The following is a 16188-nucleotide window of genomic DNA, read 5'->3' on the forward strand; positions in this document are numbered from 1 at the left end:
ATTGCAGGTCTTGGCGGCGCGACAAGGGGCGCCACTCTTTTTCCACCCTACCGGCTGCACAATAGAGCCATGAGCAGCGACGTAATAGACGGACTCCAGCTGGCCCTTCGGGTGATTCTCGCGGTGGTCTTCATCGGCGCCGGGATCACCCATTTTCTGCCCACGGTCCAGCGCACGATGGCGGCAATGATTCCACCGCGACTGCGCACGGCGGGCTGGGCCAACCCGACCAACCTCGTGCTGCTTACCGGGGTGTGCGAGTTGGCTGGCGGCTTCGGGTTGCTGTATCCCCCGACCATGCTGCTGGCCGCTGGGGCCCTCGTGCTGTTTCTGGCGGCGGTGTTTCCGGCTAACGCCTATGCCGCGCGGCACAAGAACCGGTTCGGGCGGATCGCGATTCCGTTCGTTCCCCGGCTCATCGCCCAACTGGTGCTGATGGCTCTGATCGTGGTCGCGGTGATCTAGTCAGATGATTAGCCGGCCGAGGCCGAACATCGTGGCGATATCGAGCGACAGGGCGGCAACCGTACAAAGCCCGACGAGCAGGGTCAGCGCCTGCGCTCCGAAGGCTCGGTTTCGGCCGAGCCAATAGGCCAGGGTATAAACCAGCACCGGCAGGAGTACCGCAAAGATCAGCACGGCCCAGCCGAAGCCGCTCAGCTGGGTGTCGAGGGACTGCGCCTGCAGGTTCAGACCGACCAGGTTGCCGATGGCTTCCCAGACGTCGTAGGCGTAGAACAGCCCGATGAACAGCGCGATGGTCAGCAGAGTCCAGCGCGGCGAGCGGCGACCGTGCACGGTGTTCGTACCATCGGTGCCGGTGAATTCGATGTCGCTCATGAGGGGACCCCCGATCCGAGCAGGAAGGGCACGGGAATCAACACGACCGCGCCGATCAGCAACCAGACCCAGCGTGCGCGCGGCCGGCTCAGGGTGAGCCAGAAGGTCGCCCCAAACCAGATCACGGGTGCCGCCACGGCCAGCCAGCCGCCGAGGGAGGTCATGAAATCAGCGACGGGATCACTCGAAGTGAGAACCGTCGAACGTGCGAGGCGGGACACGCCAATGAACCAGCCGATCGAGTAGAGCAGGTACATTCCGGCGAGGATGCCCAAGCCGACCAGGGCGGCCGAGCTCGCGACCGCGCCGGCCGGTTCGGTACTGGCGGCGTCCGTCGCGTCGGCATCCGCTGCAGTGTCGATATCCGTGTCGCTGTCGGTGCCGCTGTCGCTGTCGCTGGCGCTGGCGCTGGCGCTGGGGGTAGCATCCGCTATCGGGGTGGTCCACCCCTCCGGCAAACTGGCCGCCTCGGGCGCGGCCTGACCGGTTCCCCCGGGAGCCAACGTCGGGTCGTCGTCACCGGCCCAATTCAGAGCATCGTCGTCGCGTGTGGCATTCATTTTTCCAGAGTATCCGGTTGCCACCGAAGCTACCCGAACAGCGGCTTCACGGCGGTGACCAATTGTTGCACACCCAAAACGATGAAGAGCAGCGCGCAGACCCCCAGGGCTCCGTTGGTGAACCATTTGTTGCGCCATTCCCGTGGGATGCCCTTGCCGTTCAACAAGCCAAGCAGGGTGACGGCGAGAAACGGCATGAACAGGGAACCGAGCACGCCGTAGGCCAGAATCAGCCCGATCGGCGAGCCGAGCAGGAACAGGATCATCGGCGGGAATGTGAGCCACAACAGGTAGAACTTGAAGTACTTGCCACCGACCATCGTGTCGGGGTGGCCAGACTTCTTGCCGCGCATGTTGCCCCAGAAATCGGCGAACATGAGACTCACGCCGTTCCAGACGCCGATTATCGACGAGAAGGATGCTGCCCAGAAGCCCACCAGAAACCCGGTACCGACGACGACGCCGTACTTCTCGTTGAGCACCGTCGAGAGATCGAGTAGGCCCTTGTCGCCCGCGCTCAGGGTGACGCCGGCAGCGGCGACCACCTCGGCACCGACGATGAGCATCGCGACGACGAAAATTCCGGTCATGACGTAGGCCATGCGGTTGTCGATGCGCATGACTTTCATCCACTGCGGGGTGGACCAGCCCTTTTCGCGCAGCCAGTAGCCGTAGGCGGCGAGGGTGATTGTTCCGCCGACGCCGCCGGCCAAAGCGAGCGTGTAGAGCACTCCGCCCTCGGGGATGATCGGCACGAGGCCGGCGAGCATGGCTGGAAAGTCGGGTACGGCGATGACGGCGAGACCGACGACGGTGATGAACATGATGCCCACGAGCACGGCGGTGACCTTCTCGAAAAAGGCGTATCGGCCGAACCAGACCATGGTGAACCCGGCGAGTCCCATCAGGACGGCCCAGACCGGCAACGGGAAGACCGGAAACAACGCGGCCAGCGGTAGGGCGGCCGATGACATGGCTGTTGCGCCGTAGACGAAACCCCAGAGCATGATGTACGGCCCGAAGTACCAGGTGGTCCACTTGCCGAGGGACCGCCAGCCCTCGAAGATGGTCTTGCCAGTGGAGAGGGTGTACCGGCCGGCGCCCTCGACCAGCACGATCTTGAGGATCACGCCGAGAATGACCGCCCAAAGCAGGGCGTAGCCGTAGCGCGATCCGGCCACTAGGGTAGCGACCATATCGGCCGCTCCCACCCCGGTGGCCGCCACGACGAGGCCGGGGCCAACGATCTTCCACTTGGGCAGGGGCCCGTCGATGGGGGCCGGCACGACCAGCCTGTTGTCGTCAGTGTTCTTACCTGAGGTCATGGTGGTGTCGGCCTTACGCGAGTGCAACGGGCGGCCCCACGGGCATCCGTTCTACGAATGTCCAGCGGCAAGCTGTGCGTCGGTGCACAGGACCAGATACGCCGGGCTGAAACCGGTGCATTGCTCGACTCTATCGGTCTGGGCAGACTCGCGGTCTACTCCAGACGACGGATTCCCGCGCTCACCGAAAAGGTCCAGCCCAATATTCCCACCAGGGCCATGCGTTCGGCGAGGCCGACGACGCCGGGCATCCACTCACTCGCTGCAACGACTACGAGCAACCCGGCCAGGGTGAGCACGGCGAAAACGACCGCCCATGGCAGCACCCGCGGTAGCACGCGGCGAACCCGCAGCCAGACGGTCAGCAGGATGATCGCGACGAGCGCCGCAACGAATCCCGTCGCTGCGACCGCAAGGTGGATGACACCGGCCGTGCTGGAGGTCTGCAGGGTGCTCGCGTGTTCGGCATCGACATCGGTCGCAAAGAACGCGAGAGTCGCCGAGCTGGCTCCGCCAACGAGAAAGAGCCCGAGGCCCGTGCCGAGCAGGCGATCTCGGCGCCGGGGCGAATGCGTCCGTGCAGACAAATCCTGCGCGGTCAGGGCGATCGCGATGGCCGCGGCGACGCAGAACACCGCGCGGCCCAGAAAATTGAGGTTCATCACCCAGCCGTACGGGCCGACGGCTAGATTGCTCTCGGCCTCGCTGATCGGGCTGTAGTGCGGCGGCAACAGCTGCAGCACCACGTCGACCAGAACGTACAGAAGCACCCCGGCCATGGCCACCGCTGCCGTGCGGCTCCGCCAGCGGGTGCTATTTCGGTTACTCGTGGCATCCGTTGTCATTCGCCTGCCCTTTCGACGCTCGTGCCGAGGAACGAAGAAGGGGCCCTCGCGAACGAGAACCCCTCCATTAAAATTGGCGGATGCTTAGCGCGAGACCGAACCGTCGGTGTAGTCGTCGTCGTTCGACGCGTTCCACGCGAAGAGCTTGCGCAGGCTGCGGCCGGTGGCCTCGATCGGGTGCTCTTCGCCCTTCTTGCGCAGGGCGAGGAACTCGACTCCGCCGTTGTCCTGGTCGGCGATGAAACGCTTCGCGAACGCGCCGCTCTGGATGTCGGCGAGAACGGCCTTCATGTTCTCCTTGACGCTGGGGTCGATGACGCGCGGGCCAGAAACGTAGTCGCCGTACTCGGCTGTGTCAGAGACGCTCCAACGCTGCTTGGCGATGCCACCCTCCCACATCAGGTCAACGATGAGCTTGAGCTCGTGCAGTACCTCGAAGTAGGCGACCTGCGGCTGGTAGCCGGCTTCAGTGAGAACCTCGAAGCCGTATTGGATCAGCTGTGAGGTGCCACCGCAGAGCACGGCCTGCTCGCCGAACAGGTCGGTTTCGGTTTCTTCGGTGAAGGTGGTCTTGATGCCGGCGGCACGCAGTCCACCGATCGCCTTGGCGTAGCTGAGGGTGAGCGGCCAGGCGTTACCCGAGGCGTCCTTCTCGACGGCAACGATCACGGGAACGCCGCGGCCGGCTTCGAATTCGCGGCGCACGGTGTGGCCCGGTCCCTTCGGGGCGACCATGACGACGTCAACGCCGTCGGGTGCTTCGATATACCCGAAACGGATGTTGAATCCGTGTCCGAAGACCAGTGCCTTACCGGCAGCCAGGTTCGGCAGCACGTCGTCCTTGTACAGGTGACGCTGCACCTGGTCGGGCGCGAGGATGACAATGACGTCGGCCCAGGCCGCGGCATCCGCTGTAGACAGCACTGTGAAGCCAGCTTCTTCGGCCTTGACCTTGCTCTTGGAGCCGTCCTGCAGACCGATCTTCACCTCGACGCCGGAGTCGCGCAGGTTCTGCGCGTGGGCGTGACCCTGCGAGCCGTAGCCGATGACGGCCACCTTCTTGCCCGCAATGATCGACAGGTCGGCGTCTTTGTCGTAGAAAATCTCAGACAATGTGTTTCTCTCCTTATGAATGACGTGCTGATTAGTTTTTGAAAACTCGTTCGGTGATGGATTTGGAGCCGCGGCCGATGGCGAGCAGGCCGGACTGGGCGAGTTCCCGAATGCCGAACGGCTCGAGTACCCGCAGCAGCGCCTGGGTCTTGCCGCTGTCGCCGGTGACCTCGATCACGACGGCGTCCGTGGCCACGTCGACGACGCGGGCGCGAAACAAGTTGACCGCTTCGAGCACCTGCGACCGGGTCGTGTTGTCAACCTTGACCTTGATCAGCAGATGTTCGCGCTGCACCGACTGGGCCGGGTCGAGCTCGACGATCTTGATGACGTTGATCAGCTTGTTCAGCTGTTTGGTCACCTGCTCGAGCGGTACATCGTCGACGTCGACCAGAATCGTGATGCGGGACAGACCCGTGATCTCGCTGTGGCCGACGGCCAGGCTTTCAATGTTGAAGCCGCGACGCGCGAACAAGCCAGCGACGCGTGTGAGCAGGCCGGGCTTATCCTCGACGAGCAGACTCAGAACGTGGCTCGTCACGGTTACTCTTCTCCCCAGGTCGGTGCGTGGTCCTTGGCGTACTGAACAAAACTATTGCTGACTCCCTGCGGAACCATCGGCCAGACCATGGCGCCGGGGCTCACGATGAAGTCAATGACGACCGGGCGATCGTTGGTAGCGAGGGCAAGCTTGATGGCGTCATCCACCTGGTCCTTGCTGGTGACCCGAATTCCCAGCGCCCCATAGGCATCCGCCATCTTGACGAAGTCCGGCACCATCGCGGTGCCGTGACCGGTGTTGAGGTCGGTGAAGGAGTGCCGTCCGTCGTAGAACAACGACTGCCACTGACGTACCATGCCGAGCGAGGAGTTGTTGATGATCGCGACCTTGATCGGGATATTGTTGATCGTGCAGGTGGCGAGTTCCTGGTTGGTCATCTGGAAGCAGCCGTCACCGTCGATCGACCAGACGACGCGGTCGGGTTCGGCCACCTTGGCGCCCATGGCAGCCGGAACGGAGTAGCCCATGGTGCCGGCGCCGCCGGAGTTGAGCCAGGAGTTGGGGCGTTCGTACTTGATGTACTGCGCCGCCCACATCTGGTGCTGTCCGACTCCGGCCGCATAGACCGCTTCGGGGCCGGTGAGTTCGCCAATGCGCTGGATCACGTATTGCGGGGCGAGCAGGCCGTCGGTCGGCTCGGTGAAGCCGAGGGGGAACTCCTCCTTCAGGCCGTGCAGGTAGGTCCACCACTCGGCCGTGTCTGTTGCGGCGCCCTGGGCAACATCGGCCCAGGCAAGGATCAAGTCGGCAATGACGTCCCTGGCATCACCGACGATCGGTACATCGGCCAGGCGGATCTTGGAGATCTCCGCCGGGTCGACGTCAACGTGCACGATCTTCGCGTTGGGAGCGAATTCGCTGATCTTTCCGGTCACCCGGTCGTCGAAGCGCGCTCCAAGGGAGATGATGAGGTCGCTCTCCTGCAACGCGAGCACGGCGGGAACCGTACCGTGCATACCCGGCATGCCGAGATGCTGCGGGTGCGAGTCTGGGAAGGCACCGCGAGCCATGAGCGTCGTGACGACTGGTGCACCGGTCGCTTCGGCGAGTTCGAGCAGTTCGGGTGAGGCGTGGGCGCGGATGACGCCGCCACCGACATAAAGCACCGGCTTCTTCGCCGCCAACAGCAGCTGGGCTGCAGCCTGCACCTGCTTGCCGTGGGCCTTGACGATCGGCCGATAACCGGGCAGGTCGAGCTTGGGCGGCCAGATAAAGGGTGCGAGGTTCTGCTGCGCGTCCTTGGTGATGTCCACGAGTACCGGTCCAGGGCGGCCGGTCGAGGCGATGTGATAAGCCGACGCGATCGCGGCCGGAATCTCTGCCGCGGTGCGGGCGAGAAAGGAGTGCTTCGTGATCGGCATGGTGATGCCGATGATGTCGGCTTCCTGAAAAGCGTCCGTTCCCATCGAGGTGGAAAACACCTGGCCGGTGATCGCGAGCAGCGGAACCGAATCCATGTAGGCATCCGCTATGGCGGTGACGAGGTTGGTCGCGCCCGGACCGCTCGTGGCGATCGCGACGCCGACGCGGCCGGTCGCAGAAGCGTAGCCCTCGGCTGCGTGGCCGGCACCCTGTTCGTGGCGCACCAGAATGTGGCGAATCTTGGTTTGCGTCATGAGCTCGTCGTAGAGCGGAATGACGGCGCCGCCGGGGATGCCGAAGACGTCGGTGACGCCGAGCAGTTCGAGGGTGCGAATGATCGCCCCAGAGCCGGTGAGCATCTCAGGCTCCGCAGAGGCGGGAGCCGAGGGCACGGGAGTGGATTCCGTGGTCATGGTCAATGAATCCCTACTTCGAAATCGGTCATTTCGATCATCTTCGCGTGCCACGTGAGCACACTGGCTAGCCCGTGATAGCGCCTTCAGCGGCGGAATGCACGAGCTTCGAGTACTTTGCGAGTACGCCCCGGGTGTAACGAGGGGGAAGGGGCGCCCAGCCATCTCGGCGGGCGGCCAGCTCAGCAGGTGCGACCAGTAGGTCAAGCGTGCGAGCTGCGATATCGACCCGTATCAGATCCCCATCGCGCACGAAGGCGATTGGACCTGCGTCCACCGCTTCGGGTGCTATATGGCCGATACACAGTCCGGTTGTGCCGCCTGAGAATCGACCGTCTGTTAATAGTAGTACATCGGAGCCGAGCCCTGCGCCCTTGATGGCGGCCGTGATCGAGAGCATCTCGCGCATGCCAGGACCGCCCTTCGGGCCTTCATAACGGATGATGACCACGTCACCCTTGTAAATCTTGCCTTCGGTCAGGGCGTCCATCGCCGCGCGTTCCCGCTCGAATACCCGGGCGGGGCCTTCAAAGACGGCTGCGTCGAATCCGGCAGTCTTCACCACGGCGCCCTCTGGGGCGAAGGTGCCCTTGAGGATGGTGATGCCGCCGCTCTTGTGAATGGGGTTGTCGAGGGTGCGCAGCACCTCACCATCGAGGTCGGGCGGGTCGATCTCGGCGAGGTTCTCAGCGACGGTCTTGCCGGTCACTGTGAGGGCGTCGCCGTGGATCAGGCCGGCTTCGAGCAGGGCGCGCATGACGGTGGGAACGCCGCCCTGGCGGTCGACGTCGTTCATGACGTACTTGCCGAAGGGTTTGAGGTCGCCGATGTGCGGAACCTTGTCGCCGATGCGGTTGAAGTCGTCGAGGGTCAGCTCGACCTCTGCCTCACGGGCGATCGCGAGCAGGTGCAGCACAACGTTGGTCGAGCCGCCGAACGCCATCGCTACGGCGATCGCGTTCTCGAATGCTTTGCGGGTGAGAATGTCACGCGCGGTGATACCGAGACGCAGCAGGTTGACCGCGGCCTCGCCTGAGCGGTGTGCAAAGTAGTCACGACGGCGGTCAGCGGATGCCGGGCTCGCCGAGCCGGGCAGGCTCATTCCGAGGGCTTCCGCGACGCTGGCCATGGTGTTCGCGGTGTACATGCCACCGCAGGCACCCTCCCCGGGAGCGAACGCGCACTCGATGCGCTTGGCATCCGCTTCGCTCATGCGGCCGGCTTTGACCGCGCCGACGGCTTCGAACGAGTCGATGATGGTGATGTCTTTTTCGGTTCCGTCACTGAGCTTGACCCAGCCAGGGGCAATGGAACCGGCGTACAGAAAGACGCTCGCGAGATCGAGGCGGGCGGCGGCCATGAGCATGCCGGGCAGCGACTTGTCGCAGCCCGCCAGCAGCACCGAGCCGTCGAGGCGTTCAGCCTGCATGACGACCTCGACCGAGTCGGCGATGACCTCACGCGAAACGAGGGAGAAATGCATGCCCTCGTGGCCCATCGAAATGCCGTCGGAAACGGAGATGGTGCCGAACTGCAGCGGGTAACCGCCGCCGGAGTGCACGCCTTCCTTGGAGGCCTGGGCGAGGCGGTCCAGCGACAGATTGCACGGTGTGATCTCATTCCACGAGCTCGCAATACCGATCTGGGGCTTGTCCCAGTCGGCGTCGCCCATGCCGACAGCACGGAGCATGCCACGTGATGTGGTCGCCTCGATCCCATCGGTGACGTCGCGGCTACGGGGTTTTACATCGATCTCAGACATGCCCCGAGTCTAGAACCTCGGGGCGCCCTCTATTTTCAATGGGCCGGTCAGAGCGCAAGGCCCGCACGGAGTTCGGCGATGCGCACCAGAACCTGGGTGACTTCTTTGGGGCTGCGCACGCGGTAGCCGGCGAGGGTCGCGCCCTGGCCGATCTTGAGGCCGAGGTCGTCGTCGCGCAATGCTGCGAAAGCGTCTTCATCGGTCACATCGTCGCCGGCGTAAAACACCCGGTCGGCCCCGGTATAGTCGCGCAGCTTCTCCAGGGCATCGCCCTTGGTACTGGAGCGCACCGAAAATTCCAGCACGTTCTTACCTTCGCGAACGGTGAGTCCGGGCAGCTGGTCAGTGAGTTGTTCCCTCGCCTCGCGCTGGGCCGTTTGCCCGTCTTTTTGGGTCGCGAGTCGGGTGTGCAGGGCCAGACCGGCGGGCTTGCGCTCGATGGTGGTCCCGGCGATCGAACCGGAGATGCTCGTGAGCACCCGGGCGAGGGTGTCGAGCTGTTCGAGCTCGGAGGAGACCAGGTTCAGCTCAATCTCGGGGGTGTCCAGTTGAACCTCGATACCGTGCGAGCCAGTGAGCAACACCGAACTCTGCGGCTGGGCGACGTGTTGCAGGCTCACCAGAGCGCGCCCAGAGACAAGGGCTACGCGCACCCCGGGTAGGTCGAGCAGGGCTTGAACGGCTTCCCGGGTGCCGGTGATTGCGCGGGCGTCTTCGGGGTGGTCAACGTGCGGGGCTAGGGTCCCGTCGAAGTCGAGGGCGATGAGCACGTTCTCGGCACCGGCAAGGCTCTGCAGGGCCAGGTCGAGATCCTCGGAGATGCCGGCCGCCACGGCGGCGCCGCCGGTGAGGGCTCGCAGGAACGAGGCCGACCAAGCAGCAACATCGTTCTCCGCGACCTTGCGGCGCAGCGACCGCATACGTCTGGCACGTTCCCGCCGGGGCATCTCGACCGCGCGCACGATGGCGTCCTTGGTGCCGTCGATGTCGTGCGGATTGATCAGGATGGCCTGTTTGAGTTCATCGGCGGCGCCGGCGAACTCGCTCAGCACGAGCACCCCGTCGGCATCGAAGCGCACGGCGACGTATTCCTTGGCCACGAGGTTCATGCCGTCGCGCAGCGCGGTGACGAGCATGACGTCAGCGGCGAGATACATCGCGACCATTTCTTCACGCGGGTAGCTGTGGTGGTGATAGCTGATGGCGGTGTGGCTAATCGTGGAGAAGTCGCCGTTGAGTCGACCGACGGCGAGTTCGATCTCGTCGCGCAGGGCCATATAGGTACTCACCCGTTCGCGGGACGGACTCGCGACCTGCACCAGAGTGACGTCTTCGACACTCAGGCGTCCGTCGGCGAGCAGCTCCCCGAAGGCCTTGAGACGGTGGCCGATGCCCTTGGTGTAGTCGAGCCGGTCGACGCCTAGCATAAGCGTTTTCGGGTTGCCGAGGTCCTCCCGAATCTGCCGAGCGCGGGCCTGAATCTCGGGGCTCCTGGCCAGCTCTTCGAAGGCAGCCGCGTCGATCGAGATGGGAAAGTGTTTCGCGATGACGCGACGGGACTCTGCGCTGTTTTGACCGTTCTCGCCGGTCGGCACGTCGATGACGACGCCGCGGGTCGGATAGCCGTAGAGGCGACGCACCGCGCGCGAAAAGTTGCCGGCGTCCTCCAGTCGCTGAAAGCCGATGACGTCGGCGCCTAGCAGACCGTGCAGAATTTGCTTGCGCCAGGGCAGCTGCGCGTAGATGCCGTAGGACGGAAACGGAATGTGGTTGAAGAAGCCGATGACGAGGTCGGGTCGGGCGTCGCGCAGCAGGCGCGGCACGAGCTGTAGCTGGTAGTCATGCACCCACACTGTGGCGCCCGGGGCGGCCACGGCAGCGGCGGCCTCCGCGAATCGGCGGTTGACGGTGACGTAGGCGTCCCAGGTCTCGCGGTGAAAGCTCGGCGGTGCGATGACGTCGTGATAGAGCGGCCAGAGCGTGTCGTTGGAAAAACCCTCGTAGTAGTCCTCGACGTCCACTTCATTCAGCCGCACCGGAACGAGCGAGATCCCGTCGTTCTCAAAGGGCGCGAAATCGCGGTCGGCGACGCCGGGCCAGCCGACCCAAGCACCGTTTGACGCACGCATGAGCGGTTCGAGTGCGGTGACCAGCCCGCCGGGTGACGTGCGCCAGGTCACGGCACCGTCGTCGCCTTCCTCGTAGTCGACCGGCAGCCGGTTGGAGACGACGACGAGCGTGTAGGTACCGGGCGAAGTTTCATCGAGTGCTGCGTCACCCCGTGAATCGTCGCGAGCGGTCTGGTCGCGAGCGGTCTGGTCGCGAGCGGTCTGGTCGCGAGCGGTCTGGTCGCGAGCGGTCTGGTCGCGAGCGGTCTGGTCGCGAGCGGTCTGGTCACGGTCGAACCGCGTGGAGTCGGCTGAATAAGTAATGGATCATCCGTTCCGGGCACACCCGCGGTGCACGCCTGTGTCGCCGTCCCAAGGCTACCAGTAGCCCCCAGTCTCAACGGGGGCTACTGAAGCGGGGCTACTCGCTCGCTACGCCCGGGCTAGCCCCAGCCCGAACGAGCGAGCTCCGCGTGCTCGGGCCACACTCCAGAACGAGAGCAGCACGCTACCGATCGCGAACAGGAGCAGTACTGCGGCGGCGGCGGCAACATCCGCTCCCCCACTTTCACTGACGATCGCCTGCAGGCCGGTCACCGCCCAGGTCAGCGGAAGCAAGGGGCTCAAAGTTTGGAACGGGGCGGCGACGAGTTCGATCGGGTACAGCCCGCTCGCCGAGGCGAGTTGTAGGGCGAGCAGCACGAGCGAGATGATGATGCCGACCCGCCCGAACGCGACGCTCAGCCAGTGATGCACGGCCACAAACACGAAGGCCAGCAGCAGGGTGAAGCCGAGGGTGGCCGGCAGCAGCGTCCACGCCACATCGAGAGCGGTATGCAGCAGCACGGTGACCAGCACGGCTTGGCCGGCGACGATGGCGAAGGAACGGCCGAGGCCGCGACGCAGCAACCGGCCGGTGCTTGTGGTCGAAGCCAGGGCGGCTGCTGTGAGCGGTCTGAACAGCAGAAAGACAACGAGGGCGCCGATCCACAGGCCGACCGGCACGAAAATCATGCCGATGATCGGGCCGACCGAGTCGATCGCATGGTCGCGCGCGGTCGTGACACTGACCGGTTCGGAGACGACCGCGGCGGTGGTGACGGCATCGGTATCGGTGAAAACGGATGCCCCCGCCGCGCCGTCCGCCAGCCCGGTCGCGAGTTCGCCGGCCCCGGCTTCCAGTGCGTGCACCCCGGTCTGGGCCGACTGGGTGCCAGAAGCTAGGGTACCGAGCCCGGCGGAAATTCCCTGCACACCGGTCGCGAGATCGCTGGCGCCGCTCGACAGGGCCGGGCCGCCGGCAGCGAGCGTGCCCGCACCGGTCGCACTCGACGAGATGCCCTCAAGCACCGACCCGATTCCCGTACCGGCCGCGCCGATGCCCGAGCTCTGGGCGCCGAGCGCGGTCAGACCACCCTGAATTTGTGCGAGCGCGCCGGCGTAGGCTGCGACGTTCGGGTCGGCCTGCATCTGCGCGTTGAGGGCCGTGAACGCTGCCGCCGTTCCCTGCACTCCGGAGGCGTAGGCTGGGAGCCCGGTTTCGAGTGGAGCCAGCGCTATGGCGCCGGAGTTCAGCTGGGTCAGCCCCGCGCTCAACCCGGTGACGCCATCGCTATAGGAGGCGACGCCCGAGGCGTAACTCGTCGCTCCGCTGGCAGCGGATGCCGCGCCGGTAGCAGCCGTCGCGGTGCCCGCCGCAAGGGAATCGAGGCCGGTCGCGAGCCCGCTCACTCCGGTGGAGAGCGCGGCCGCGCCGTCGGCGGCATCCGTGAGTGATGAGCCCAGCAGGGCGAGATTGGTGTACAGGCCTTCGAGATACTGCGCGGTGATCGCCTGACCGAAGGCACCCGTCATGGCGGAGCCGACCGATTGGGCCAGCGACCCAGCGAGGTAGGAATGGGCATCATCGGTGCGAATATCGAGGTCTGCCTGCACCGGACTGCTGCCCGAGAGCGAGGTGATCGAGGCGGAGAAATCCCTGGGGATAGTCAGAATCGCGTAGGCGTCTCCGGCGGCGAGCGCCGCTTGCGCGTCGGCCGTGTTCGAGATGGTCCAGTCGAATCCGGCCGTGCTGTCAGCGCCGGCTTCGCTGGGGCTGGGCGCGGTCAGCTCGGTCACGAGCAACCGGCCGGCCAGCACCTGCTGTTCTGTGCCGTCCGGCAGTATGGTCGTGACGGATTCGTCGTTGTTCACCACGATCGCGGGGATGGTGTCGACCCGGTCATCGGCCGAGGCAAGAGCCGCGGTGAACAGGCCGGCCACGGCAAGCGGCACGGCGACCACGACGGTCATGAGAGCGGCGACGGTCAGCCGCCGCCGCCGCGGGCCGCGGCTGAACAGTTTGTCGAGTGCGGTGCTCATCGTTGCAGGGCCTTTCCATCGAGAGAATCCATCATCCGGTCGTCGTCAAACGGCGCGTCGAGATCGATCTGCTGCCACGGTCGATCGTGCGCCGATTCCGGGCCCTCGATGTCGAAGCGTGCAGCGCCGAGCACCAGGGTGGTTGTCGCCGGTGCCAGCACGGCCAGTACCGTCGCCAGGTCCCGGCCCAGGAGGGGCTCTGGGAGGCCTTCACCGAGGTCGACGAAGACCACGCCTGGGCGTTCAGTGAGCGCCGCCGCGACCAGCACGGTCGCCCGACCGTGGGCCGGCAGCGCCGAAATCGTAGTGGCGGCCGTCACTGGCAGTCCGGCGCCCAGGGCCCGGTTGATGCTGCTGATCCAGTCGGCTCGACGGCTGGCGACCGAGGCAGTCCGGTACCAGGGCAGGGTGAGCCTCAGCCGTTCGGCGAGCAGTTCTCCGACGGTGATCTCGGTGTCTCGATGCTCACCGATATCGGCAAGAGCAACCCGGCGCAGGGCCTGCTGCCGGTCGGATGGCAGCGGGTAGCCGAGCACCTGCAGACGTCCACTGACCGGATCGAGTCGTCCGGCGATGCTGGCCGCGACGACTCGGCGGTGGCCGGCCGTTCCGGTGAGCCGTACGAGCGAACCGGCCGGAATACTGAGGCTGAGCGGACCGATCGGCGCGGTCTCGAGGCCGAATACGACGTCGTCGGCCGTGATCGCATCGGTCTGCTCCGCCGCCCATGCGCTGTCGTGCAGGTGCTGGCGCAGTCCCTCCCCCTCAATATCGACGTTCGGCAGCAGCCGCCCGAGCCAGCGTGGCAGCCACCAGGCGGCGTTGCCGGCGAGCGCCATCGCGGCCGGAACGAGCGTCATACGCACCAGGAAAGCATCCAGCAAGACGCCGATGGCGAGCGCGAAGGCGATGCCCTTAATGGCGCCGGTGCCGTCGGGGACGAACGCGAAGAAGACGAAGAACATGATCAGGGCCGCGGCGGTGACGACCCGGCCGGCATGGGCGAAGCCGTGGATGATCGATTGCCGGGCGTTGCCGGTGCGCACGAATTCCTCGCGCATCCCCGAGACGAGGAACACCTCGTAGTCCATCGCGAGCCCGAACAAGACCGCCATGAGCAGAATCGGCAAAAAGCTGAGGATCGGGCCGGGGTTGTCCACGCCGAACAGGTCGGGAAACCAGCCCCACTGAAAGATCGCCACGGTAGCGCCGAGGGCGGCGAACACCGACAGCAAAAAGCCGAGTGCGGCCTTGATCGGCACGAAGACGGAGCGAAACACCATCATGAGCAGAATGATCGAGAGCCCCACCACGATGAGCGCGAATGGAATGAGCGCGTCGGTCAGCCGATTGGAGATGTCGATGCCGACGGCGGTCGCGCCGGTGACGGCGATCGGGGTGCCGAGGCTCGCGGTGATGCCGGGGCCGAGGTCTCGAATCATTTGCACGAGGTCTTTCGTGGCCGCTGCATCCGGTGCACTGTCGGGCATCACCTGAATGATGGCGGTGTCGACGGTGGGGTTCGGGGTGCCCGTGCCCACGTAGGCGACGTCGGGCAGGTCTCGAATCTGGGCGGCGATGGTGTCGAGGTCGCCGAAGATGTCGGTGGTCTGGGTGATGTCGACGACGACGATGAGCGGGCCGTTGTAGCCGGGGCCGAAGCCGTCGTTGATGAGCTGGTAGGCCTCACGCTGGGTGGAACCGACCGGTTCGGAGGCGCCGTCCGGCAGGTTGAGGTCGAGGCTGAGCGCGGGAATGGCGAGTGTTCCCAGCACGCCGACCACAACGATAACGGCGACGATCGGGGCTTTGAGTACCAGTGCGACCCAGCGCCGGCCCAGCGTGGGTCTTCCATCGTCGGGGGTGGTCGCCCGGCGGTGTGCCCGCCCGCCGACCTTGGGAATGAGCTTGTCCTTGACCAGGCCGAGCACGGCGGGCAGCAGTGTAACGGCCACGCCGATCGACACCAGCACGGCAAACGCCGCGCCGAGTCCCATCACGCTCAAGAAGGGGATGCCGACCACGAGCAGTCCGAGCAGGGCGATGATCACGGTTATGCCGGCGAAGACCACTGCACCGCCGGCGGTGGCGACGGCCGTCGCGGCCGATTCGTGCGGTTTCATGCCGGTGGCCAGCTGAGATCGATGCCGCGACAAAATGAACAGGGAGTAGTCGATGCCGACCGCGAGCCCGAGCATGAGCGCGAGCATGGGAGCTGTGCTTGAGACCGAGACGAAAGCGCTCACCGCCGTGATGCCGCCGATCGCGACGCCGACGCCGATCATGGCCATGAGTAGCGGCATCCCGGCGGCGAGCAGAGAACCGAAGGTGATGAGCAGCACGACGCCGGCAAAGAGCACACCAAGCACCTCGGTCACGGTGATGCCGAAAGTGTTGTCCTGAAAGACCTGGCCGCCGAACGCGACCTGCAGGCCGGCGTCCTCCCCGATCGACCGAGTGGCCACAAGGGCATCGAGGGTGTCGGTGGACACGTCGGTGGATTGTCCCCGGAGCGCCACCTGGCTGAAGGCGGTCTCGGAGTCGCTCGAAACGGCATCCGCCGCGAATTCGCTGAACGGAGTGATCACGGTGTCGATGCCGTCGATGGCGCCGATCTCTGTGGCCATGCTTTCGATGGCGGCCCGGTACGGCGCATCATCAACGGATGCCCCGCTCGGCACGTGATAGACCACCTGCACCTGCGCGCCGGCCGCCGCGGGGAACACCGCGGCGAGCGAATCGATGGCATCCTGCGACTCGGTGCCGGGGATCGCGTAGGACTCCTGCGTCTGGCCGTTGAGGGCCACGCCGCCGCCGAAGATCCCGGCGAGCAGCAGCACCCAGATGCCGATGACGAGCCAGGCCCGCCGGTAGGCGAAGTGTCCGAGGCGATAAAGGACGGTTGCCATGAAAACTACTTTCGGACGGCGCAGAAAT

11 protein-coding genes and 1 pseudogene are annotated in these 16188 nt (G+C 65.4%); 1 reads left to right on the top strand and 11 read right to left on the bottom strand.

Annotation, left to right across the window (positions count from 1 at the left end):
- Positions 1-69: 69 nt before the first annotated feature.
- The gene (locus CXY71_RS15160; protein ID WP_104137101.1) at positions 70-465 is read left to right on the top strand and encodes a DoxX family membrane protein; all 396 of its coding nucleotides are present in this window, start codon (positions 70-72) and stop codon (positions 463-465) included.
- Here the strand turns inward: CXY71_RS15160 and CXY71_RS15165 are convergent, their stop codons facing one another.
- From CXY71_RS15165 to CXY71_RS15215, 11 genes and pseudogenes are all read right to left on the bottom strand, one after another.
- A complete protein-coding gene (locus CXY71_RS15165; RefSeq protein WP_104137104.1) occupies positions 466-840 on the bottom strand; it encodes a hypothetical protein in 375 nt (124 codons plus the stop codon).
- A complete protein-coding gene (locus tag CXY71_RS15170; protein WP_104137107.1) occupies positions 837-1400 on the bottom strand; it encodes a DNA polymerase III subunit gamma/tau in 564 nt (187 codons plus the stop codon). Before CXY71_RS15170 ends, CXY71_RS15165 begins: the two co-directional genes overlap by 4 nt.
- Positions 1401-1429: 29 nt before the next feature.
- A complete protein-coding gene (locus CXY71_RS15175) occupies positions 1430-2725 on the bottom strand; it encodes an Nramp family divalent metal transporter (RefSeq protein WP_104137456.1) in 1296 nt (431 codons plus the stop codon).
- Positions 2726-2880: 155 nt separating this feature from the next.
- A complete protein-coding gene (locus tag CXY71_RS15180) occupies positions 2881-3570 on the bottom strand; it encodes a DUF998 domain-containing protein (protein WP_104137110.1) in 690 nt (229 codons plus the stop codon).
- Between the two features lie 84 nt (positions 3571-3654).
- Complete coding sequence (ilvC, locus tag CXY71_RS15185) at positions 3655-4683, bottom strand: ketol-acid reductoisomerase (RefSeq protein ID WP_104137113.1); 1029 nt, start codon at positions 4681-4683, stop codon at positions 3655-3657.
- Positions 4684-4714: 31 nt separating this feature from the next.
- Positions 4715-5224, bottom strand: coding sequence for an acetolactate synthase small subunit (gene ilvN, locus CXY71_RS15190; protein WP_104137116.1), 510 nt, complete (start codon positions 5222-5224; stop codon positions 4715-4717).
- Positions 5225-5226: 2 nt separating this feature from the next.
- Positions 5227-7020 carry an acetolactate synthase large subunit gene (locus CXY71_RS15195; protein WP_104137119.1) on the bottom strand — a complete coding sequence of 598 codons (1794 nt, stop codon included), beginning with the start codon at positions 7018-7020 and terminating at the stop codon, positions 5227-5229.
- A gap of 67 nt (positions 7021-7087) precedes the next feature.
- Entirely contained in the window at positions 7088-8782 is a 1695-nt protein-coding gene (gene ilvD / locus CXY71_RS15200) for a dihydroxy-acid dehydratase (protein ID WP_104137122.1), read from the bottom strand.
- 47 nt (positions 8783-8829) lie between these two features.
- Positions 8830-11019: pseudogene (locus CXY71_RS15205) on the bottom strand (bifunctional alpha,alpha-trehalose-phosphate synthase (UDP-forming)/trehalose-phosphatase); the annotation flags it as partial.
- A 303-nt stretch (positions 11020-11322) separates the two neighbouring features.
- Entirely contained in the window at positions 11323-13251 is a 1929-nt protein-coding gene (locus CXY71_RS15210) for a YhgE/Pip family protein (protein WP_104137129.1), read from the bottom strand.
- Positions 13248-16160, bottom strand: coding sequence for an MMPL family transporter (locus tag CXY71_RS15215; RefSeq protein ID WP_104178324.1), 2913 nt, complete (start codon positions 16158-16160; stop codon positions 13248-13250). The genes CXY71_RS15210 and CXY71_RS15215 overlap by 4 nt, the downstream gene beginning before the upstream one ends.
- Positions 16161-16188: the final 28 nt, after the last annotated feature.

The sequence above is a fragment of the Cryobacterium sp. Y62 genome, from assembly GCF_002929785.1.
Taxonomy (GTDB): Bacteria; Actinomycetota; Actinomycetes; order Actinomycetales; family Microbacteriaceae; genus Cryobacterium.